Origin of the sequence: Cobetia sp. 5-11-6-3, assembly GCF_013374055.1 — a bacterium.
GTDB lineage: Bacteria > Pseudomonadota > Gammaproteobacteria > Pseudomonadales > Halomonadaceae > Cobetia > Cobetia marina.
Genome location: NZ_BLWJ01000001.1, coordinates 213,027 through 233,190, shown reverse-complemented (window position 1 = coordinate 233,190; position 20,164 = coordinate 213,027). Strand labels below are relative to the sequence as shown.

The following is a 20,164-nucleotide window of genomic DNA, read 5'->3' as shown; positions in this document are numbered from 1 at the left end:
GCGGCTTGATAGTCTGCTAACATGAGCGTTTTCTGACACTCGGCCACGTGGTTGCCGCTTCGCACTGGCGCGTGCCATCGCGGGCGATGCGTGAGGGTCGGGAGCGTCTGAGGGTCTGTCTAGCGTCCATGGAGATGATGATGAGCACTGCGACAAGCACGACGGTCGAGCTTTTCTACAACGAGAGTGATGCCCGTGAAGCCGCACAGGGCAATGAGGCGGGTGAGCAGGATGCGACGCCGCTGGTGATTCTGCATGGTCTGTTCGGGAGCGCGGACAACTGGCGCTCGCATATCAAGTTCTGGTCGCAGTCGCGTCGCGTCATCGCGGTGGATCTGCGCAATCATGGTCGCAGCCCGCATGTGGCGGGCATGAGCTACCCGGAGCAGGCCGCTGACGTGATCGCTCTGCTCGATCAGCTCGATATCCCCACCTGTGATCTCATGGGGCACTCCATGGGGGGCAAGGTGGCCATGCAGGTCGCACTGCAGGCACCTGAACGACTGCGCAGTCTCGTGGTGGCCGATATCGCGCCCATCGCTTACGGACACGGGCACGATGAGATATTTGCTGCCTTCGAGGCCGTGCGTGAGGCGCGTCCTGCCTCGCGAAAGGACGCTGACAACGTGATGGCACGCCATGTGGAAACGCCGGCTATCCGTCAGTTCCTCGCCACCAACCTGGTGCGCGATGAGGACGGCAGCATGGGCTGGCGAGTCGGGCTCGATCACATCGCGGCGGGTTACCCCCAGATCGTCGAGGCGCCTCAGGCACACGACGAGGTGGAACTGCCGGCCCTACTGCTGTGGGGCGAACGTTCCAATTACGTGCAGGCCGACGGGCTCCAGGCAATGCGTGAGCGCTTCCCGCGCCTGGAAGATGCCTCGCTGGATGCCGGCCACTGGCTGCATGCCGAGCGAGCGAGCGAGTTCCAGCAGGCCGTCGAGACGTTTCTTGAACGCGTCGCACGCGCTTGAGCGGCTCACGTCATACGCCTGCGCCGTTGGCGGCGCCTCGCGTGCCTGACGAAGACGGCACGATACCGGTGACGCGCCACGAGCGTCTGGTGATCGCGCTGGTCACGCTGCTGCAGTTCGCCGTCATCATGGGCTTCACCATGGTGATGGCATTGGGGCCGGATTTCGCGCAGTCGCTGGACATTCCGCTGGACCACCTAGGCTACATCGTCGGCAGCTACCCGCTGGCAGCGGCGGTGGGTACCTTGCTGTGGACGCGGCATGCGGATCGTTTCGATCGTCGCTGGGCCGTGCTGGGCTTTCTGTTCGGTGCCGCGCTGTGTCATCTGATCGCGAGCTTCGCCACCGGATTCGAGACGCTGCTGGCCGCGCGCATGCTGGGCGGGCTGTTCGGTGGGCCGGCGGCGGCCACGGCACTGGCCATCGTGATCGATGTCGTGCCGGGAATCCGGCGTGGGCGCGCCATGGGGATGGTGATGGGGGCCTTCTCGGTGGCCTCGGTGCTGGGGCTGCCCTTCGCGCTGTGGTTGTCCGAAGGCTTTGGCTGGCAGGCGCCATTCCGGGCCGTCGCGCTGCTGGCGTTGCTGGTCTGCGGGTTGCTGGCCTGGGTGCTGCCGCCGATCCGGGGGCATCTGGACAATCCTCGCAGTCGCGCCGGTACCTCCATCGCCACCATTCTCGCGCAGCCGAATCACCGGCTCGGGCTGGCGCTGATCGCCACCGCGATGTTCAGCAACTTCCTGGTGATTCCCAATCTCTCCAGCTATCTGCTGTTCAATCTCGATCTGCCTCGCGAGGATCTCGGCGGGCTCTACATGATCGGAGGCGGACTGTCGCTGGTGGGCATGCAGCTGACCGGGCGGCTGTGTGATCGCTTCGGCAGTGTCTGGCCCGGCACCATCACCTGTCTGCTGACGGCGCTGGTGGGCTGGGCCTTCCTGCTTCATTCGCCCGGGCCGTCGCTGGTGTGGGTGGGGTTCGGTGCCTACATGCTGTTCTCCTCGGCGCGGCGGGTGGCACAGAACACGCTCAACAGCTTCATTCCTGCCGAGCACGAGCGGGCCGCCTTCACCAGCACCCAGAGCGCCGTTCAGCACCTGAGTTCTGCCGCGGGCAGTTATCTCGGGGCGGCGCTGCTGGTCAGCTCGCCGGGTGGCGCCCTTGAGGGCATGCCACTGCTCGTGGCGGTGCTGGTGGTCGCGCTGGTGATCCAGCCTGTGCTGATGGCGTGGCTGGCGCGGCGTCTGGCCAGGCGGGCGTCTGCCGGCAGTCCGGTGGATGGCAGGCGCTGACAGGAAGGTCTCGGGAGGCAAGGGCGGGGACATCCTCGCGTCATCTGGCGGAAAGCAAACGACGCCCTGTCGGGAAACCGGCAGGGCGTCGTCGTGTCTGTCATCGGCCGTCTATTCAGGGCGCGTTGACGTCGATGGCCAGGTGGTCGAGTGACTGGCGCTGCTTGATCATGCCGCGCTCGTACAGGAAGTTCTCGAAGTCACGGTAGCGGCCGGCATCCAGTGCGGCCGGACGCAGGGCGAAGCGCGGCAAGGTGGCATACCAGGCTTTCTTGTTGAGCGCGGTATCGAGTGCCGGGTCGGACTCGCGGAACAGCTTCCAGCCCTTGTCAGGGTGGTTGATCATCCAGGCGGTGGCTTCACCGACGGCGGACAGGAAGGCGGCGTACTGCTCGTGCTTGCGAGAATAGCTGTCGCTGTTGGCGACGAAGATCAGTTCGTCATACGTCGGCACGCCTTCTTCCTCGATGTAGAAGGCGCGGCCCTTGACGCCTTCCTGTGCCATCTGGGCGAGTTCGAAGTTGCGGAATGCCCCGGTGACGGCGTCGACCTTGCGGGTCAGCAGTGACGGCGTCAGCGAGAAGTTGACGTTGGTCAGGGTGATGTCATCCAGTGTCAGGCCGCTGTTCTGGAGCATGGTGGACAGCAGGACTTCCTCCACGCCACCGACGGAATAGCCGACACGCTTGCCCTTGAGGTCGGCCATCGACTGGATGTCACTGTCCGCGCGCACGACCACCACGTTGAGCGGGGTGGCCACCAGCGTGCCGATGCGCACCAGCGGCAGCCCTTGATCCACCTGCAGGTGCAGCTGGGGCTGATAGCTGATGGCGATGTCGACGCGCTCCGCTGCGGCAAGCTTGGGGGGGACGCTGGGGTCTGCCGGGGCGATCAGCTCGACGTCCAGACCATGTTGCTTGAACAGGCCCAGTTCCTGAGCCAGCACCAGCGGCCCGTGGCCAGGATTGGTGTACCAGTCGAGCATGACCTTGAGGTGCGTGAGGGGCTTGGCATCGGTGGCGGCCGCTTGCGGGTCCTGCACATCGCCAGCGGCGGGGCGGGTCTGTTGCTCGGTCTCGGCAGCCTGCTTGGCAGAAGCGTCTGGCTCGAGGGTGGCACCGTCCTGCCCGGTCTTGGTGACCGCTGCCGCTGCACTGTCACTGGCGGTCGGGGCCTGGGGCTCGGCGCTGGCGCCAGTCTCGGCTGACAGGGCGAAGGTGCTCAGGCTGAGGGTTGTCAGCAGCGTCGCGAAGAGGCAGGACAGCTTGCCGGAACGGCGGATCGCCGATGGCGAGAATGGCATGGCGGTATTCCTTGTGGTGTCGAGAATGTGAGGCCGTCAGGGCATCGCCTGGCAGCCGGAAGCGCTCAGTTCAAACGGGTCAGGCGATCCCGATGCCAGGGCATCAGGCGACGCAGCAGGGCATCCAGCGTGAAATACAGCAGCAGCGAAAAGGCGACCAGCACCAGCAGAGCGGCGAACATCAGGTCGATTTCCATCCGGGCATTGGCATTGAGCATCAGATAGCCGAGGCCCTGGCTTGCGCCGGCCCACTCACCGATGACGGCCCCGATGGGGGCGGCTGTCGCTGCCATGCGCACGCCGGAGGCCAATGCCGGCAGCGCGGCGGGCAGTTGGACATGCAGCAGCAGTCGCCACGGGCTGGCACCCAGGGTGTGGGCGAGATCCAGCCAGCCCTGAGGGGTCTGGCGCAGGCCGTCGTAGCCGGTGGAGGCCACGGGGAAATAGATGATCAGCGTGGCCATCACGACCTTGGAGAGCATGTCATAGCCCAGCCACAGCACCAGCAGTGGAGCGATGGCGAACAGCGGAATCACCTGGCTGATCAGCAGCAATGGCAGCAGGGTGCGCCGCAGACGAGGGATGAACGCCAGTGCCAGCGCGGTGCTCAGTCCGAGAAGGACCCCCAGTACCAGCCCGCCAAGAATCTCGGCGAAGGTGATGCCGGCGTGGTGTGCCAGCATCGGGGCCTGACGGACCAGCACCTCCGCGACTGCCAGTGGCGCTGGCAGGATGTAGGGCGGTACGGCCGTGGTGATGATCACCAGTTGCCAGAGTCCCAGCAGGACGGCGGCGCTGATGGCGAGATGACGCAGAGCATGCAGGCGTTTCATGGCGTCTCCTCGCCGTCGCGCAGGCGTGTGATCAATTCGGACTGGGCCTGCTGCAAGGCGGGCAGGTCCAGCGGCACCGGGCGAGGCGGCGAGAGCCCCGGCAAGCGGTCGAGCACTGCCCCCTGCTGGCTGTCGTGGCCCGGGCGCAGTACCAGCAGTTGGTCGGCCAGGCGCAGCGCCTCGAGCGGGTCATGCGTGACCATCAGCACGGTGCGTCCGTCCAGCAGCCGGCTGGCGAGATCATGCAGTTCGAGTCGCGTGATGGCGTCCACTGCGGAGAAGGGCTCATCCATCATCACCACCGGAGCCTGTTGGTAGAGCGTTCGCGCCAATGCGACGCGTTGGCGTTGCCCGCCGGAGAGGGCGTCTGGCCAGGCCTGCTCGCGCCCCTCCAGACCCACCGCTGCCAGCAGTTCGCGGGCCCGCTCGGTATCGCGAGGGCGACGATGGAGATCATCTCCCAGACACAGGTTGTCCAGCACCCGGCGCCAGGGCAGCAGCAGGTCCTGCTGCGCCATCCAGGCGACGCGACCCGCCAGTGGCTTGCCATCATCGGTGGTGAGTTCCAGCGTGTGATGGTCGGGCATCTCGAGGCCGGCCAGCAGGCGCAGCAGTGAGCTCTTGCCGCAGCCTGAGCGGCCCAGCAAGGCCGTCCAGCTTCCGGCATCCAGACGCGCCGACAGATCACGAAACAGCGTATGGCTGGCGTAATCGATGCGAGCGTTGTTGAGGGAGAGTCCCAGCGACACAGTGTCATCCGTGGTCAGGCGGCATGCCGAGGGGAGGAAGCACGCAGGGCGCCTGACGCTTGGGCAGGTGACCGGAATTCCCTCCGCCGGTATCAACCGGATCAGGTTCCAGGGGTTGCCATGCGACGTGACGCATCGGCTCTCAGCCCACTTTCGGGCACCCCCATCCAGGCCGACAGTGTACCGTCACCTGCCCGCCGGTTGCATCCCTGCCATCGTCGGGGTGGCTGTCGTGTGGCTATGCTGCATGGCCCGGTGTTGGGTATGCTATCGAGGTATCGCAGCCTCAAGGAGATCAACATGCCTGATACCCCGGATCTCTCGACCTGCTCCAGCGGTTATCCCGTGCCACCGCGGCGACCCGTGATGCCAGACGCGACATCCGTGCCCAATGGCTGGCCGGAGGATGCGCTGACTCGCCGTCTTTCCACCTATCTGGGGCATGCGCTGGAGCCGCTGGCACTTGCCTGGCCGGATAGTGCCAACTGGTTGTGGCGACAGCGTGGCGGCACCCCCGGCCTGATCAAGCTGGCGCGGACCGGCCCGGATCACGACCCCTTCTGGCGAGCGATGCGCGGTGTCTTCGGCGCCGATCGCTGGGCGCAACCTGAGGCCCTGACACGGCTGGCGGGCGCGTTGCCGGCGCGTTTGCCCATCCCTCCGCTGCCGCTGACCTATCTGGGGCGTCTCGATGGCGCGCCCGTCTGGCATCTGCCGTGGTCCAGCGGTCAGCCCAGTGATCTCAGTGACACCTTCTGTGAGTTGCTGGGAGATCAGGTCGGGCGGCTGCATCAGGACACCGTGTCCGGCTTTGGTCAGCCCCTTGCCCAGCCCATGCCGTTGCTGCATTGGAATGCCCGCGTGACGCGTTTTCTCGCGCGCCATCCCCTGTCCCACGAGCTGGGGGACCTGCCATCACGCACCTTCTCGCATCCCGCTCGCGCCGTCTGGAGTCTGCCGGACCTGCGCGCGGACCAATATCTGTGCGCCGCCACCGGCTGGGTATGGAGCGACTGGGAGGCACTGGTGTGGGCCCCGATCGAGTTCGACTGGGCACTGATCGAGTTGTTGCTGGAGACGCCGAGTCAGCGTGAGGCCTTCCTCGCCGGTTATTCGCGTCATGGGCGCATGGTCGATATCGGCGGTCAGCGTGAGCTGTGCCGAGCCCTGTTGTGGGCGATGGAAGCCTTCGGTCCGACCCGCTACGCCGAGCTGGCGGCAGCCCCGGCCTGGGTGTCGCCGAGAAGCCTGACATGTTGATCGCAAGTCCATGAATATTTGAGAAATTTCTCTGCAGCCTCGTCGCTGACATGGAATACTGTCTCTGGGCCGTCGCAGACGTGATTCGAGACTTGGTGCCGGGAATGGCGGGGGAGCACACGTGGTAGAGAATCTGAACTATTACTTCTTGCTGGCGGGCATGCTCATCGCCTTGAGCGTGCTGGCAAGTCGGGTCTCGGCTCGTCTCGGCATGCCCCTGCTGTTGCTGTTCCTGGGACTCGGCATGCTGGCGGGGGAGGATGGCGTGCTCGGCATCCAGTTCGATGATGCCTCTACCGCGTACCTGATCGGCAATCTGGCGTTGGCACTCATTCTGCTCGATGGCGGTCTGCGCACCCGTCTCTCGACCTTCCGCGCGGGTCTCAAGCCGGCATTGGTGCTGGCGACCGTCGGGGTCTTCATGACCAGCGGGCTGGTGGGGCTGCTGGCCATGTGGCTGTTTGACCTCACCCTGATCGAAGGCCTGCTGGTCGGGGCCATCGTCGGCTCTACCGACGCCGCGGCGGTCTTCTCGCTACTGGGCGGGCAGGGGGTGCACCTCAATGAGCGGGTCGGGGCGACGCTGGAGATCGAGTCCGGTACCAACGACCCGATGGCCATCTTCCTCACCATCACTCTGGCCGAGATACTGACCGGACAGCTGTCGGGGGTCGCCGCCGGACTCATGAGCTTCGCGCTGCAGTTCGGGGTCGGCGCGGGCATGGGGATCGCCGGTGGCTGGTTGATCGCCCGTCTGATGCGCTATCTGGATCTGGCGCCCGGCCTCTATTCCCTGCTGGCGCTGGCGCTGGGCCTGAGCCTGTTCGCGACGACCAATGAGCTCGGTGGCAGTGGCTTCCTGGCCATCTATCTGTGTGGCCTGATGATCGGCAATCATCCGGGGCGCCACCTCGAACACATCCTGCCGGTGCATGATGGACTGGCCCACCTGTCCCAGATCGTGCTGTTCCTGATGCTGGGTCTGCTGGTCTCACCCTCCACGATGCTGCAGTTCGCGCTGCCGGCCGCCATTCTGAGCGTGGCGCTGATCCTGTTCGTGCGCCCCCTGGCCGTGATCCTGTGTCTCAAGCCTTTCTTCCGCTTCCGCTGGCGAGAGCTGTGGTTCATCAGCTGGGTCGGGTTGAGGGGGGCGGTGCCGATCGTGCTGGCGATCTTCCCGGTGATCACCGGGGTCGAGAATGCCGGTGTCTACTTCAATGTCGCCTTCTTCGTGGTGATCATCTCGCTGCTGGTGCAGGGCTCGTCGCTGGCTCCCATGGCGCGCAAGCTCAGGGTGGTGGTGCCGCCGGGTGCACAGCCCAGCCGCCGCAATCTGCTGGGCATCATGCCCGTCAACGATTACGAGATGCTGGTCTACCGGGTCGACAACACGGCGCTGGAAGGCGTGGCATTGCGCATGCTGCGCTTCCCCTCCGGGGCCAAGGTCGGGGCGCTGTTCCGCAACAAGGTGCTGATCCATCCCAAGGGCAGCACCTGTCTGCATCAGAAGGACGTGCTGTGCGTCGTCGGGCGCTCCTGCGATGTGCCAAGCCTCAATCGCATGTTCAATGGCGAGAGTCTGCAGCATGAACAGCGCGCCTTCTTCGGCACCTTCACCCTGGAAGGGGATGCCAACATGCAGGATATCGCCGATGTCTACGGACTGACGCTCTCTCAGGGCGAGCAGCACCTGACCATTGCCGAGTTCATCACCCGCAGAGTCGGCGGGGTGCCGGTGGTCGGGGATGATGTCGACTGGCATGGCATTCACTGGGTGGTGAATGAGGTCGAGGGCAATCGCATCACCAAGGTGGGGCTGCGCCTGCATTGACGCGGTTCTTTGCGTCGTGACCCGGTTCTGCCTGTCGTGACGCCAGGCTGGCTCGGCGCTTGGTGGCGGGTTTATGCATTGCGTGTAATGTGCTGATCTCCTTTCGACTGAGGGATGACGTACCCTTGGCTCGTCAGGCCTTTACCCGCCTGGTCTGGCTGGCCACGAATGGTGGTCAGCAGCCAAGGAGATAGTCTCATGGGCAGTCCACATCCACACCTTGCGCGCTGGCTGTTGCGATTCGAGGATTTCCCACCAGGCCTCACCGAGGACGAGAAGACCTTCCACGCCACCTTCAATGTGGTGTATGTGCTCGCGATAGCGAGTCACCTGCTGTATGCCGGTCTGATGCTCTGGCTGGGAGAGATGGGCATTCTGGCGCTGGATCTGGGCATGCTGGTGGTGGACCTTGTCTGTCTGCAGCTGCATCGCGCGCGCCGAGAGGTACTGGCCGCCAACCTGCTGGCATTGGGTACCTGTGCCCAGATAAGTCTGTCCCTGGGCTATTTCGGTCCAGCCCCCGGTTTCGATTATTTCTATTTCGGTGCGCTGCTGTACATCTACTGCATTCGCATGCCCTTCACGCGACGCCTGCTGCTGTGTCTCATCTGCCTGAGCATGCCGCTGCTGGCCTATGTCGTGCTGATGTTCCAGGGGGTGGCCAATCCGCTGCCGCCCGGGTGGGCATTCGCGTTCCGACTGATCAATCTCTGCGTTCTGACCGTGTTCTTCACCCTCGTGCTGGTACAGATGGGGTGGTCGGCGGATCGCTTGCGCCAGCGTTTCGAGTCACGCGAGCGGTTCGATGAGTTGACCGGGGCGCTGAGTCGCGCGGAACTGATCGACAAGGGGCGTGAGATGTTGATGGGGACACAGCCCATCAGCGTGATGATGGTGGATGTCGACCATCTGGGGCTGATCAACGAGACCTGGGGACGCGCGGCGGGCGACCAGGTGCTCAAGGAGCTGGTGAAGCGCATGCGCAGTATCCTGCGCGGAGAGGATCTGATCGGTCGCTATGGCGGGGAGGAGTTCGTGCTGCTGAGTCCGCGGCTGCATGGTGAGCGCGCCGACCAGGTGGCGGAGCGTCTGTGCAAGGGGGCCTCGGCATTGCCCTTCGTCATCAATGACGGCATCAACAGTCTCGATGTCAGTCTCTCGATCGGCGTCGCCCAACGCCAGTCCGGGGACAAGGATCTGGAAAGCCTGATCGCCAAGGCGGACGTCAACCTGTTCCGCGCCAAGCGCGAAGGCTGCAATCGTTTCGTCAGCGACAACCAGCTGGGGCCTGTATCGCGCAGCAGCGAATCTCACGGCAGCAGGTCGTGAGGCGGTGATCAGCAGTGAGAGCGACAGTGGAGGAGGTTCCACTGTCGCGGTGTCGCGTACGGTGCGCGAATGGCTCAGCGCTTGCCGGCAGGTCGGCGGCGAGCGCGGGCCGGCTTGCGTGGCAGCGGGTCCATCGTCGAGGCGGGCACGGCGAGTCCGGGCTCGAACCCTTCGATCACCACACGCTCGATGAAGTTGCCCAGATGCTGCTCGATGGCGCACAGGTTGTGGAAATCATCACGCGATACCAGTGAGATGGCTTCACCGCTTGCCCCGGCGCGTCCGGTGCGTCCGATACGGTGCACATAGTTCTCTGCCTCATCCGGCAGGTCATAGTTGACCACCCGCTGCAGGTCATCGATGTCGATGCCGCGCGCCGCGACGCCCGTCGCCACCAGAAATGGCACCTTGCCTGCCTTGAAGTCTGCCAGCAGCTGCTCGCGGACCGCCTGGCTGCGTCCGCTGTGGAAGGATTCGGCGGCTATGCCGCGCTTCTCCAGCTGGCTGACCAGCTTGGCCGCACCGCGCTTGGTCTCGATGAAGATCAGCGCCTGCTGCCACTCGCCACTCTGGATCAGGTGGCTGAGCAGCGCGGATTTGAATTCCTTGTCGACCGTGATCAGGCTCTGGGTGATCTCGGGAGCGCTGGTGTTTTCCGGCGCGATGGAAATCTCCACGGCGTCCGTCACCGCGGTTCTGGCCAGCATGCGTACCTGGGTCGACAGGGTGGCGGAGAACAGCAGATTCTGACGTTGGCTGGGCAGTTTCTCGACGATCTTGTTGATGTCGGCGATGAAGCCCATGTCGAGCATGCGGTCAGCTTCATCGATGACGAGGGTGCGTGTCTCGTCGAGATGGATCGCGCGTCGGGTCAACATGTCGAGAAGACGCCCTGGCGTCGCGACCAGAATGTCCACGCCTTCGATCAGACGCTGTTGCTGCGGGGCGATGTCCACGCCGCCATACATCGCCATGGAGCTGAGCGTGAGATGTGCGGCATATTGGCGGATGTTGTCTTCCACCTGGATGGCCAGCTCACGCGTCGGCGTCAGGATGACGGCATGCACTCGCTTGGCGCGAACCTCGGGGGCGTCCATCAGTTGTTGCAGCAGGGGCAGCACGAAGCTTGCCGTCTTGCCGGTGCCTGTCTGCGCGGCGGCAATCAGGTTGTCGCCGGCCAGCACGACGGGAATCGCCTGCGCCTGAATCGGGGTCGGGGTCTGATAACCCTGCTCGGTAACGGCCTTGACGATGGGGTCGCTCAATCCAAGGGCGGAAAATGGCATGGTGTCTCGATTTTTCAAGGGGAGGAGGGATTGTACGACCACGGGGTGTCGCAAGGCGTTGAGTGATCCATTGTACCTCCCCGGGAGGATGCCATGAGGAATGGCCACTGCAGGCAGGTGTGCAATGAAAAAGCCCCGTCTACCTGAAGTAGACGGGGCTTTCGGAATTCAAGGTGGTGGAGGGACAGGGATTCGAACCCTGGGTAGGCTATTAACCTACGCCGGTTTTCAAGACCGGTGCATTCAACCGCTCTGCCATCCCTCCGACTCACGGAGCGAAATACTACCGAAACTGATGAGAATAGCAAGAGGTGGGCGAAGAAAAATCTTCGGAAAAGCCATCGCGGACAATCACTTGCGGTGATCATCAAACGCCTCATGAGCGCTGCCGGCTGTCAGGCGACAGGGCGAGCACGAAAAAGCCCCGCCTACCTGAAGTAGACGGGGCTTTTGGAATCAAGGTGGTGGAGGGACAGGGATTCGAACCCTGGGTAGGCTATTAACCTACGCCGGTTTTCAAGACCGGTGCATTCAACCGCTCTGCCATCCCTCCGACTCACGGGATGAAATACTACGGATTTCTCTGGCCGCGTCAAGGACTTGGGGTAAATTTCCTTTCCGTTCAGATGCTTGAAAGGTAGCGAGTGCCACACTGTGCGGGGAGAGCGAGGATGAGGTTGCCTTTTGCGCGCTGGATAGTTGCATGAAACGGGCTTTTCATCGTCCTGTCTCTTGATTAGGGAAACCCCGACGGGCATGCTGGGGTCAATTCGATGCATCCATCGTAGCAACCTGAGGATAGACACCATGGCTAACAGCTCCTGGCAGGTCTCGCAGGATACCGCGAGCCGCTCACTCAGTACCCACCGGGTACTGCGCAACACTTACATGATGCTGGCGATGACGCTGCTGTTCTCTGCGCTCACCGCTGGCGTGGCGATGAGCATGGGCGTGGGCCGCATGAACATCTTCGTGCTGCTGATCGGTGCCTACGGTCTGATGTTCCTGGTCCACAAGACCGCGAATTCCACCGCCGGCATCTTCGCGACCTTCGCCTTCACCGGCTTCATGGGCTTCACGCTCGGCCCGGTGCTCAATGCCTACCTGAGCATGCCCAACGGCGCTCAGCTGGTGATGACGGCACTCGGCATGACAGGCATCACCTTCGCCGGTCTGTCCGCGGTCGCACTGGTGACGCGCAAGGACTTCTCGTTCCTTGGCAACTTCCTGTTCGCGGGTGCCATCGTGCTGATTCTGGCGATGCTGGCGGCGATGATCTTCAACATCAGTGGTCTGGCGCTGGCAGTATCGGCCGGCTTCGTGCTGTTCGCCTCCGCGGCGATCCTGTTCGAGACCAGCCAGATCATCCATGGCGGGCAGACCAACTATCTGCTGGCGACGGTCAGCCTGTACGTCTCCATCTACAACATGTTCGTCAGCCTGCTGGCGCTGCTGGGCTTTGCATCCGACGATTGATCGTCAGACGCTACCCCGCAAGCCTTGCATCAACGACCCCGCCTCGGCGGGGTCGTTGCGTTGTGGGGCATGGACACGGCGCGGTGACAGGGAACGGCGGTACGTCGCGGCGGCGGTGGTGGCGATGCGGGGCTCTGACAGATGCCACCACTCGCGCTAGAATGTCGCCCTCAATGCGCAGCCGACTCGAGGTTCACATGCGTTACGCTCTGGCCGTCTACGGCGGTCCCTACAGTCAGCAGGCCAGTCATTCGGCCCTGCGCTTCGCCGAGGCGTTGCTGGCCCGCGGGCATCGTCTGAGCACGGTGTTCTTCTATCACGACGGCGTCTACAACGCGGCGACGATGATGGCACCTCCTCAGGATGAGCCACATCTGCGGGACCGCTGGATCGCGCTGGCGGAGCAGGGCGAGACCCGTCTGCAGGTGTGCGTGGCAGCAGGGCTCAGGCGTGGCATGCTCGATGAGCGTGAAGCCGCGCGACACGGCAAGCAGGGGGCGACCCTCGAGGCGCCCTTCGAGTTGACCGGACTCGGGCAGCTGGTGGAAGCCACGCTCGAGAATGACCACCTGATCACCTTCGCCTGAGGAGAGCACCATGAGTGATGCGATGTCACAGACAGCGACGCACGCTGCCGACCTTGGGCAGGTGAGCGATGACCTCGCGCCGGGCGATCTGTTGATCCTGTTGCGTCACGCGCCGCATGGCAGCAGCTGGCTGCGCGAGGGGCTGGAGGCGGCGATGGTCGCGGCGGCCTTCGGGCGCGAGGTCGGGTTGCTGTTCAGTGGGGATGGCGTATTGGCCCTGCTGGAAGGCCAGCAACCGGGCGCGCTGGGGCAGAAGGGCAGTGACAATCTCCTGGCAGCGCTGGACATGTACGATGTCCAGCGCTGTTATGTGGATGCCGCCGCCCTGCGCGCACGGGGCCTGAGCGTCGAGGATATCGCCTTGTTGCCGGTGACCCTGATGGAGCACGACGATATCGTGGTGCTGACCGGCGCCTTCTCGCGGGTTTTGAGCTTCTGAGGCCTGCCTGACGCCCGGGCGTGCGGCTGGTATGCTCCGCCATCATCACCCTCGCGCTCGCGCTTCGGGCGCAAGATCGCACTGGCGGGCGTGCGGCTCACGCCTTTCGCAGGCGCGTCTCTGTCCCGCGCACTCCTGCCTCCCTTGACTGGATAATTGCATGAATCTTCATCTTCTCAATCGCTCGCCATTTTCCAGTCGCATTCTGGATGATGCGCTCAATGCCATGGGGCCCGAGGACCAGCTGCTGCTGATCGAGGATGGTGTCAACGGCGCATTGGCTGGCGCGGAGCACTATTTCGTCGGCCTGGAAGGGCGTCTGTTCGCCTTGCGTGAGGATCTCGAGTCACGTGGCCTGTCGGGCCGTTGTAGCGCGAGCGTGATCGTGGTGGACGTGGATGGCTTCGTCGCGCTGACCGAGGCCGCGGACAAGACGATCTCCTGGTTCTGAGCGGCGCGGCGCGAGGTGTCACACCAGCCGGACAGGCATGTCGCATGTCATTTCTTGAGTGGAACGAAACATCAGGATGAGCAATGGCCAGCAGTGAAACGGTACGTACGCTTTCTCTCGACGGACGTGAGATCGGTCTGGATGCCGAGGGGTATCTGGTGGATCTCGAGGACTGGAGCCCTGCGCTGGCCGAGCGGCTGGCGGCGGAAGAAGGCCGTGAGTTGACCCCCGAACACTGGGAGGTCATCGAGGTATTGCGGGATTTCTATCAGCGTTTCTCGCTTTCCCCGGCCATGCGGCCGCTGACCAAGGCGATGACCCAGCGCTTCGGGCCGGAAAAGGGGCGCTCGCTGCATCTGATGCGCCTGTTTCCAGACAGTCCTCCCAAGGTGGGCGCGCGCCTGGCAGGACTGCCCAAGCCGACCAACTGCCTGTGAGGCAGTGCCTTGCCGCGCCGACAATCGCGCTGGGCACATGCACACAACCCTCAAGTCCGCGCCGAGCAGGGCGGCGCGATGGCGACGCAGAGCGCGGTCTGCGTTACTATTCCCTGCAGCAATGCATCGCGGCCAGGTGGCGGCGGTGCATCAGGTCCCGCGACACGATCGCAAGGGCATTTGAATTCAGGCGGACAAGAGTCGACTTGCATGGGAAGAGCATTCCAGAACCGTAAAGAGTCAATGGCGCGTACTTCACTCAACAAGGCGCGCGTATATTCACGCTACGGACGCGAGATCTACGTCTCGGCCAAGAGCGGTGGTGTCGACCCCAACGGTAACCTGAGCCTGCGTCGTCTGATCGAGAAGGCCAAGAAGGATCAGGTGCCGACTCACGTCATCGACAAGGCCATCGACAAGGCCAAGGGCGCCGGCGGTGAAGATTTCGCGCTGGCCCGCTATGAAGGTTTCGGTCCGGGCAATGTCATGGTCATCGTCGATTGCCTGACCGACAACAACAACCGTACCTTCGGTGAAGTGCGTACCTGCTTCAACAAGGGCAAGGGCAAGCTGGGCGCCCAGGGTTCGGTCTCGCACATGTTCGATCACCGCGCCATCCTGTCCTTCAAGGGCGCGGAAGACGACGAGGAGAAGGTGCTCGAGGCACTGATGGAAGCTGACGTCGATGTCAGCGACATCGAGCTGGATGACGGCATCATCACCGTGTTGACGCCGACCACCGAGCACTTCAAGGCCAAGGGCGCACTGACCGATCTCTTCGGGGAAGACCTTGATTTCGAAGTCGACGAGATCAGCTTCATCCCGCAGATCCACACCGAGGTCAGCGGTGACGACGCCGAGCTGCTCAACAAGATGCTCGAGATGCTGGACGATTGCGAAGACGTGCAGCAGGTCCATCACAATGGCGAGTTCGTCTGATCGAGCTGTGCATCAAGGCAGGTCCCGTGGCATGAGCCATTGAGACGATAGCCCGCAAGGCCCCGCCGGTTTCCCCGGCGGGGCCTTTTCCTGTCTGCTCTTTCAAGAAGGCGGTACGTTCAAGGAAGCGGTACGTTCAAGAAAGCGAGGCGAGATCGTCGCAAGAGCAGCACGAGGAAAGCGTGAGGGCAGTGCAGACCAAGCCACCATCACGGCGACTGGCTCAGCAGTGCGCGTGATGCTGGGCATGCGGGTCCGTCTCGCGTGGGTCGGCCATGCCTCCCTTGATGCCATGCTTCACCAGCCAGACATTGACGGGCCAGGCGGCGAGCAGGCCAAGGCTCAGCGAGATGACCATCGAATTCCAGAACAGGGCGTCATGCATGCCTGATCTGCCTCCCAGCCACAGGTCGACCGAGATGGCCACCAGCTCCATGACGAAGATCGAGGCGGTCTCGCTTCTGAACGCATCCTGGATGACCTTGCGCTTGTCATCGCTGCCGGCCTGAAGCATCGGGCCGACGGTCAGCAGGAAGCCGAACAGGTAGGCGAAGAGGAAGGTGATGATCGCCGTCGCGAAGTTGCCCAGTGCCAGCAGACCCACCGCCAGCACAACCCCCACGAACTCCCCGAGTCCACAGCCCGAATAGCAGTGCGCGACGCTTCTCAGTCCCTTGCGTGCATCACGGTTGTCCGCGATCTGGCGGCGCCCGGCAAAGCGATAGACGAGAAGGCCCACTATTCCGGAGTACAGCGTGGTCAGCCCCCAGACCCACTTCATCATCGGCGCCAGATGGGCATTGCTGGTCGTCAGGTCACGCAGGACCCAGACCAGTGACGGCAGCATGAGCAGTAACCAGCCGAGAAACAGGCTCCAGTCGGAAAGTAGATCACGTAGCGCGGATTGCATGGGACCTCCTGTCGTATCGGGCATTCTGATTGGATGGCACGGATGGCCCGGCGCCGGTGTTCCTGCAGTGATGGCATGGCGCTGATGTCAGCGGGGCGATCTCAGCGAGGCGATCTTAGCGAGGCGATCTCAGCGGGGCAATGTCCGGGCACTCAGTGATACCTGATGGACAAGGCGCGCGAGATCAAGGGAGCACAAACGCAACATAGCGGCGCGATGACATGTCATGTGGTGCTCTCATGGCTTGTTAACCTTGGTGCAAACCTCCATGGTGAATGATGTTGGACGTTGCGCTGGCAATGTCGCCACCTTTATCAGGAGTCACGATGTCGAGACACGCTGCTACCTTTCTTTCACGCTCTCTTTCACGCGTCACCCGTCAATTTGCCGGGGCTGCCGGGCTTGGGCTGATCGCCTCGCTGGCATTGCCAACGGCGGCTCAGGCCGAGGAGGACAAGGTCTTCGGCTGGGTGGAGAAGGCGACCATCGAGCCCTGGGGCGTGCTGGTCAAGGCCAAGCTGGACAGCGGCGCGCTGACGTCCTCGATGCACGCCGAGAACATCGAGACGTTCACGCGTGACGACGAGGAATGGGTGCGCTTTGACGTGGAGGTCGAGGATGAGGCCAGCGGCGACATGGTCGAGAATTCCTTCGAGCGCCCGCTCTATCGTGACCTGACCGTCTCCGGTGCCGGCGGACGTGATACGCGCCCGGTGGTCCTGATGACCCTGTGCATGGGGGGCGAACGTTACGAGGAGCAGTTCAGTCTGCGGGATCGTGATGGCATGAATTACCCGGTACTGCTGGGGCGTCGCACCATCCAGAGCCTGGGCGTGCTCGACGTGCGCAAGACCTTCCAGACCACGCCGGACTGTGGCAAGGATGCGCCGCTGCATCGCTATGAAGACAAGCAGTATTCCGAGCGGATCGGCGCGGCTTCCTGAGCCGTGGCCCTGCGCCAGCCCCGATCACCGGCCCCGATCACCAGCCCTGATCGCCAGCTCTGATCAGCAGCCCTGATGGCCAGACGCTGACATTCATCCCCCGGAGAGTCAGAGCATGTCTGATTCCGCCCGGCCGCCATCTCGGGCGGCCCTCAAGGTCTACTACGATGCACGCTGTCCCGTATGTCGGCGTGAGCGTGCACGCTATGAGCGACTGTCGCGCCACGATGCTGGCGTCGAGTGGTGGGATGCGACGGAGCATGCCGAGCGTCTCGCCGCGCGGGGCATTTCCCTGCAGCGCGCGCTGCTGTCATTGCATGTCGAGACGGCCGATGAGCGGATCTGCGATGGCATGCCGGCGTACCGTCTGCTGCTGGCCCGCCTCCCCGGCCTTGCCTGGCTGGGGTGGTTGATCACTCGTCCGCTGATCGAGCCGACCTTGACCCGTCTCTATGACGCCTGGGTCAGGCGTCGGCTATGCCGGGATGGCAGGCTCTGACGGGCGGCAGGCTTGGCGAGAGAGGGAAGACACGCCTGTGGTCCATCACGCTTTTTTGATATGCAAATGCTAATAGTTTTCGTTAGTATGTGAGGCACCGTCCGTCTCCTCATGTCTGCGAGCCTACCGATGATCGACGCGCTTTCCCCGCTCTTTGCCGGTCCGATGGTTGCCTATCGGGACCTGATCACTACCAGCGCTCAGGCGCAGGCAGGTGGCGAGTCATCGCTGGACCGTGTCGTGCCGGCACGTGATGTGCTCAGCCCCGGCTGGCTTTCGGCCTGCATCGCCGCACATGGCATGCAGTACGAGGGGCAGCCGGGCGCGGAGGCACCGGATGAGCGGGCACTGCTTTCCCAGTGGTCCAAGTACTTGTTGTCCTCGATGGTATCGCTGCCACTGGCGGCCAATCTGCTGCTCGATCATCAACTGCCGCTGGAGCTGCGCCATCTCTCGCTGCGCCTTGGCGAGCATGGTGTGGTCACCCAGCTGATACTCGATGACGCGGCAGGTCAGGGCGTCAGCCTCACGGCGGATATCGCGGCGGCAGAGGAGGAGGCGCGGCTGCAGGTGCGCTTCCAGGGCTATCTGGCACATCTCGAGGCCGTCATTGAGCGCCTCGTGCCGCATACCCCGCTGGGTCCCAAGGTCTTCTGGAGCAACGCGGCACATTACTTCGTGTACATCGTCGGCATGCTGGAGGAGCAGGGGTGGGTCGCGCAGGCCGCGCCGGCACGCCAGCTGATGGCGACCAGGGTGCTGGCGGACGGGCGGCGCAATCCGCTGTATCAGCCGGTCAGCGAGGTGATGGACCGCCATGGCGAACGGCATGTGCCCCGCAAGGTATGCTGCGTGCGTTACCGTATCGAATGCCTTGGCTATTGCAGCAATTGCCCGCTGGCCATCGAGCGTCCCACGGCACGCAGTGCCCAGGCGCGCCGAGTCGACCAGCGTGCCAACGCGCGTGGGGCACTGATCGGCAGTGACCTTGGTTGAGCAGTGACCCTGGTTGAGCAAAGCCATGGCTGAGCCGCGCCTCGTCTGGCGGGCCTTCGCTTATCGCACTTGTGGCTCTCGCAGCTCTCGCGGCTCCCGCCGGATGGTGGTGAATTCTCACCGTGAACGTCCTCCCATGGGCGTTTTCCAAGCACAGTACGTCTGCGGTGGGCAAAGTTGCCCGAGGGTAGCCGCCTGTCACTGCGCCCTCTGGTAAGATGGCGGGCCCCGTCATTGCCTGGTATGTCGTCATGTCCTCCTCTTCGCGCCGCCCACGCGGTGCTTCCCCGTCCAAGTCCGATGCCTCTTCCCGACACGATTCGCCCGCCAGGCGGCAGCCGGCCTCCCGAGGGAAGCCCGCCACCTCCAACGCGGCGCCCGTCAAGGTGATGCCGGCCCGCAAGGGAGAGCTGCACCCGCGCAATCCCCATCGGGGGCGTTATGACATGTCGGCGCTGACTCGGGTCAGCCCGGAACTGGCGGCCTTTCTCATCACGACACCGGGCGGCAACGCCTCGATCGATTTCTCGGACCCGATGGCCGTCAAGGCCCTCAATCGCGCCTTGCTCCGTCATCACTACGGGGTGAGCGACTGGGACATTCCCGCGGGCTATCTATGTCCGCCGATTCCCGGCCGGGCCGACTATCTGCACTATCTGGCGGACCTGCTGGTCGAGGCCAACGGGCGGGGGCAGTTGCCCCCGGGGGAGCGAGTCAGAGCGCTGGATGTCGGTGTCGGTGCGAATGTCATCTATCCGTTGCTGGCCAATCGCAGCTTCGGCTGGCAGATGGTCGGCAGTGACATCAGTGCCACGGCGCTGGAATCGGCCCACCGCAACGTGATGGCCAATGTGGTGCTGCGTGGTCAGATCGAGCTGCGTCTGCAACGGGATCGGCGTGCGCTCTTCGCCGGGCTCTGGGGGCAGGCGGAACGCTTCGATCTGGTGCTGTGCAATCCACCATTCCATGCCAGCGAAGCTGACATGGCGCGTGAAGCGCAGCGCAAATGGCGGGGGCTGGACAAGTCGCGCCAGCAGCGCAGCAATGCCTCGCGCAAGGGCAGGACTCGCCAGGAGCGGGCTGGTGACGACAAATCCAGGGTCGACAGGTCTCGCCGACACAGCGCCCAGTCGGCACCCGCGCTGAATTTCGCAGGTCAGGCGGCCGAACTCTGGTGTCCGGGAGGAGAGGAAGCCTTCGTGACGCGCATGGTCAGCGAGAGTCGTGACGTGGCGTCGCGCTGCCTGTGGTTCAGCTCGCTGGTGGCGCATGCCAGCAGTCTGCCGGGGATCAAGCAGGCATTGGCGGCAAGCGGTGCCAGCGAGGTGCGGGTGATCGAGATGTCCCAGGGACAGAAGATCAGTCGCTGTGTGGTCTGGTCATTCTTGACGCCCGCCGAGCGCCGGCAGTGGGGGCGGGACCACTGGCAGAATCACGACTGACCTTGACGCCGGCTCTCGCCGAGGCCTTTGCAGCACCGTCTCCGGCAGCATCATGGACCCTTGAGGAAGCCCTCGTCGCCCCGCGCGACGGGGGCTTTCTGCATTGGCGGGTGTCATCTGAGCCTCACTTAATGCTGTCTTAATGGTTCGCGCGCAGTCTCTGCTGGAACGCGCGGCCTGCCTG

Annotated in this window: 20 protein-coding genes, 2 tRNA genes and 1 riboswitch; of the genes, 15 read left to right on the top strand and 7 right to left on the bottom strand. The window is 63.8% G+C overall.

Annotation, left to right across the window (positions count from 1 at the left end):
* Positions 1–140: 140 nt before the first annotated feature.
* Positions 141–977, top strand: a complete 837-nt coding sequence (locus HXS66_RS00875; RefSeq protein ID WP_176502675.1) for an alpha/beta fold hydrolase — start codon at positions 141–143, stop codon at positions 975–977.
* 41 nt (positions 978–1,018) lie between these two features.
* Positions 1,019–2,269, top strand: a complete 1,251-nt coding sequence (locus tag HXS66_RS00870) for an MFS transporter (RefSeq protein ID WP_176502674.1) — start codon at positions 1,019–1,021, stop codon at positions 2,267–2,269.
* Positions 2,270–2,384: 115 nt separating this feature from the next.
* Here HXS66_RS00870 and HXS66_RS00865 read toward each other — a convergent pair whose 3' ends face one another.
* The 3 genes from HXS66_RS00865 to HXS66_RS00855 form a co-directional block, all read right to left on the bottom strand.
* Positions 2,385–3,572: an ABC transporter substrate-binding protein gene (locus HXS66_RS00865; protein ID WP_255303024.1), complete on the bottom strand. Its 1,188-nt coding sequence runs from the start codon at positions 3,570–3,572 to the stop codon at positions 2,385–2,387.
* Positions 3,573–3,637: 65 nt separating this feature from the next.
* Positions 3,638–4,405 (bottom strand): ABC transporter permease, encoded by a 768-nt coding sequence (locus HXS66_RS00860; protein WP_077372781.1) that lies wholly within the window; start codon positions 4,403–4,405, stop codon positions 3,638–3,640.
* Complete coding sequence (locus HXS66_RS00855; protein ID WP_218015130.1) at positions 4,402–5,154, bottom strand: ABC transporter ATP-binding protein; 753 nt, start codon at positions 5,152–5,154, stop codon at positions 4,402–4,404. The genes HXS66_RS00860 and HXS66_RS00855 overlap by 4 nt, the downstream gene beginning before the upstream one ends.
* Before the next feature lie 61 nt (positions 5,155–5,215).
* A riboswitch (TPP riboswitch) is annotated at positions 5,216–5,329 on the bottom strand.
* A 125-nt stretch (positions 5,330–5,454) separates the two neighbouring features.
* Here HXS66_RS00855 and HXS66_RS00850 point away from each other — a divergent pair.
* From HXS66_RS00850 to HXS66_RS00840, 3 genes are all read left to right on the top strand, one after another.
* Positions 5,455–6,414 carry a hypothetical protein gene (locus HXS66_RS00850; RefSeq protein ID WP_176502673.1) on the top strand — a complete coding sequence of 320 codons (960 nt, stop codon included), beginning with the start codon at positions 5,455–5,457 and terminating at the stop codon, positions 6,412–6,414.
* A 121-nt stretch (positions 6,415–6,535) separates the two neighbouring features.
* The gene (locus HXS66_RS00845; protein ID WP_255303023.1) at positions 6,536–8,245 is read left to right on the top strand and encodes a potassium/proton antiporter; all 1,710 of its coding nucleotides are present in this window, start codon (positions 6,536–6,538) and stop codon (positions 8,243–8,245) included.
* Positions 8,246–8,443: 198 nt separating this feature from the next.
* On the top strand, positions 8,444–9,574 hold the full coding sequence (locus tag HXS66_RS00840; protein ID WP_176502672.1) for a GGDEF domain-containing protein: 1,131 nt from the start codon (positions 8,444–8,446) through the stop codon (positions 9,572–9,574).
* A 74-nt stretch (positions 9,575–9,648) separates the two neighbouring features.
* On the opposite strand, the gene HXS66_RS00835 is transcribed toward HXS66_RS00840, so the two are convergent.
* The 3 genes from HXS66_RS00835 to HXS66_RS00825 all read right to left on the bottom strand — a co-directional run bounded on the left by HXS66_RS00835 (position 9,649) and on the right by HXS66_RS00825 (position 11,413).
* Entirely contained in the window at positions 9,649–10,860 is a 1,212-nt protein-coding gene (locus tag HXS66_RS00835; protein ID WP_176502671.1) for a DEAD/DEAH box helicase, read from the bottom strand.
* A 174-nt stretch (positions 10,861–11,034) separates the two neighbouring features.
* Positions 11,035–11,125: transfer RNA gene (locus tag HXS66_RS00830), tRNA-Ser, on the bottom strand.
* 197 nt (positions 11,126–11,322) lie between these two features.
* A tRNA-Ser gene (locus HXS66_RS00825) sits at positions 11,323–11,413 on the bottom strand.
* Positions 11,414–11,667: 254 nt separating this feature from the next.
* On the opposite strand from HXS66_RS00825, the gene HXS66_RS00820 reads away from it, so the two are divergent.
* The 6 genes from HXS66_RS00820 (at position 11,668) to HXS66_RS00795 (ending at position 15,189) form a co-directional block, all read left to right on the top strand.
* Positions 11,668–12,336, top strand: coding sequence for a Bax inhibitor-1/YccA family protein (locus HXS66_RS00820; protein WP_065392578.1), 669 nt, complete (start codon positions 11,668–11,670; stop codon positions 12,334–12,336).
* A 197-nt stretch (positions 12,337–12,533) separates the two neighbouring features.
* On the top strand, positions 12,534–12,923 hold the full coding sequence (gene tusD / locus HXS66_RS00815) for a sulfurtransferase complex subunit TusD (protein ID WP_077372797.1): 390 nt from the start codon (positions 12,534–12,536) through the stop codon (positions 12,921–12,923).
* Positions 12,924–12,933: 10 nt separating this feature from the next.
* Positions 12,934–13,362 carry a sulfurtransferase complex subunit TusC gene (gene tusC, locus HXS66_RS00810; RefSeq protein WP_255303022.1) on the top strand — a complete coding sequence of 143 codons (429 nt, stop codon included), beginning with the start codon at positions 12,934–12,936 and terminating at the stop codon, positions 13,360–13,362.
* A gap of 160 nt (positions 13,363–13,522) precedes the next feature.
* Entirely contained in the window at positions 13,523–13,813 is a 291-nt protein-coding gene (tusB, locus tag HXS66_RS00805) for a sulfurtransferase complex subunit TusB (RefSeq protein ID WP_084208989.1), read from the top strand.
* Positions 13,814–13,896: 83 nt separating this feature from the next.
* Positions 13,897–14,250, top strand: a complete 354-nt coding sequence (locus HXS66_RS00800) for a TusE/DsrC/DsvC family sulfur relay protein (protein ID WP_077372803.1) — start codon at positions 13,897–13,899, stop codon at positions 14,248–14,250.
* A gap of 210 nt (positions 14,251–14,460) precedes the next feature.
* The gene (locus tag HXS66_RS00795) at positions 14,461–15,189 is read left to right on the top strand and encodes a YebC/PmpR family DNA-binding transcriptional regulator (protein ID WP_077372806.1); all 729 of its coding nucleotides are present in this window, start codon (positions 14,461–14,463) and stop codon (positions 15,187–15,189) included.
* Between the two features lie 223 nt (positions 15,190–15,412).
* Here HXS66_RS00795 and HXS66_RS00790 read toward each other — a convergent pair whose 3' ends face one another.
* Positions 15,413–16,099: a DUF4396 domain-containing protein gene (locus tag HXS66_RS00790; protein WP_176502670.1), complete on the bottom strand. Its 687-nt coding sequence runs from the start codon at positions 16,097–16,099 to the stop codon at positions 15,413–15,415.
* A 326-nt stretch (positions 16,100–16,425) separates the two neighbouring features.
* On the opposite strand from HXS66_RS00790, the gene HXS66_RS00785 reads away from it, so the two are divergent.
* The 4 genes from HXS66_RS00785 to rlmF all read left to right on the top strand — a co-directional run bounded on the left by HXS66_RS00785 (position 16,426) and on the right by rlmF (position 19,980).
* A complete protein-coding gene (locus HXS66_RS00785) occupies positions 16,426–17,043 on the top strand; it encodes a RimK/LysX family protein (RefSeq protein ID WP_176502669.1) in 618 nt (205 codons plus the stop codon).
* A 115-nt stretch (positions 17,044–17,158) separates the two neighbouring features.
* Positions 17,159–17,542, top strand: a complete 384-nt coding sequence (locus HXS66_RS00780) for a thiol-disulfide oxidoreductase DCC family protein (protein ID WP_176502668.1) — start codon at positions 17,159–17,161, stop codon at positions 17,540–17,542.
* A 129-nt stretch (positions 17,543–17,671) separates the two neighbouring features.
* On the top strand, positions 17,672–18,538 hold the full coding sequence (fhuF, locus tag HXS66_RS00775; protein WP_176502667.1) for a siderophore-iron reductase FhuF: 867 nt from the start codon (positions 17,672–17,674) through the stop codon (positions 18,536–18,538).
* 251 nt (positions 18,539–18,789) lie between these two features.
* Positions 18,790–19,980 carry a 23S rRNA (adenine(1618)-N(6))-methyltransferase RlmF gene (gene rlmF, locus HXS66_RS00770; protein WP_176502666.1) on the top strand — a complete coding sequence of 397 codons (1,191 nt, stop codon included), beginning with the start codon at positions 18,790–18,792 and terminating at the stop codon, positions 19,978–19,980.
* The last annotated feature ends 184 nt before the right edge of the window (positions 19,981–20,164 follow it).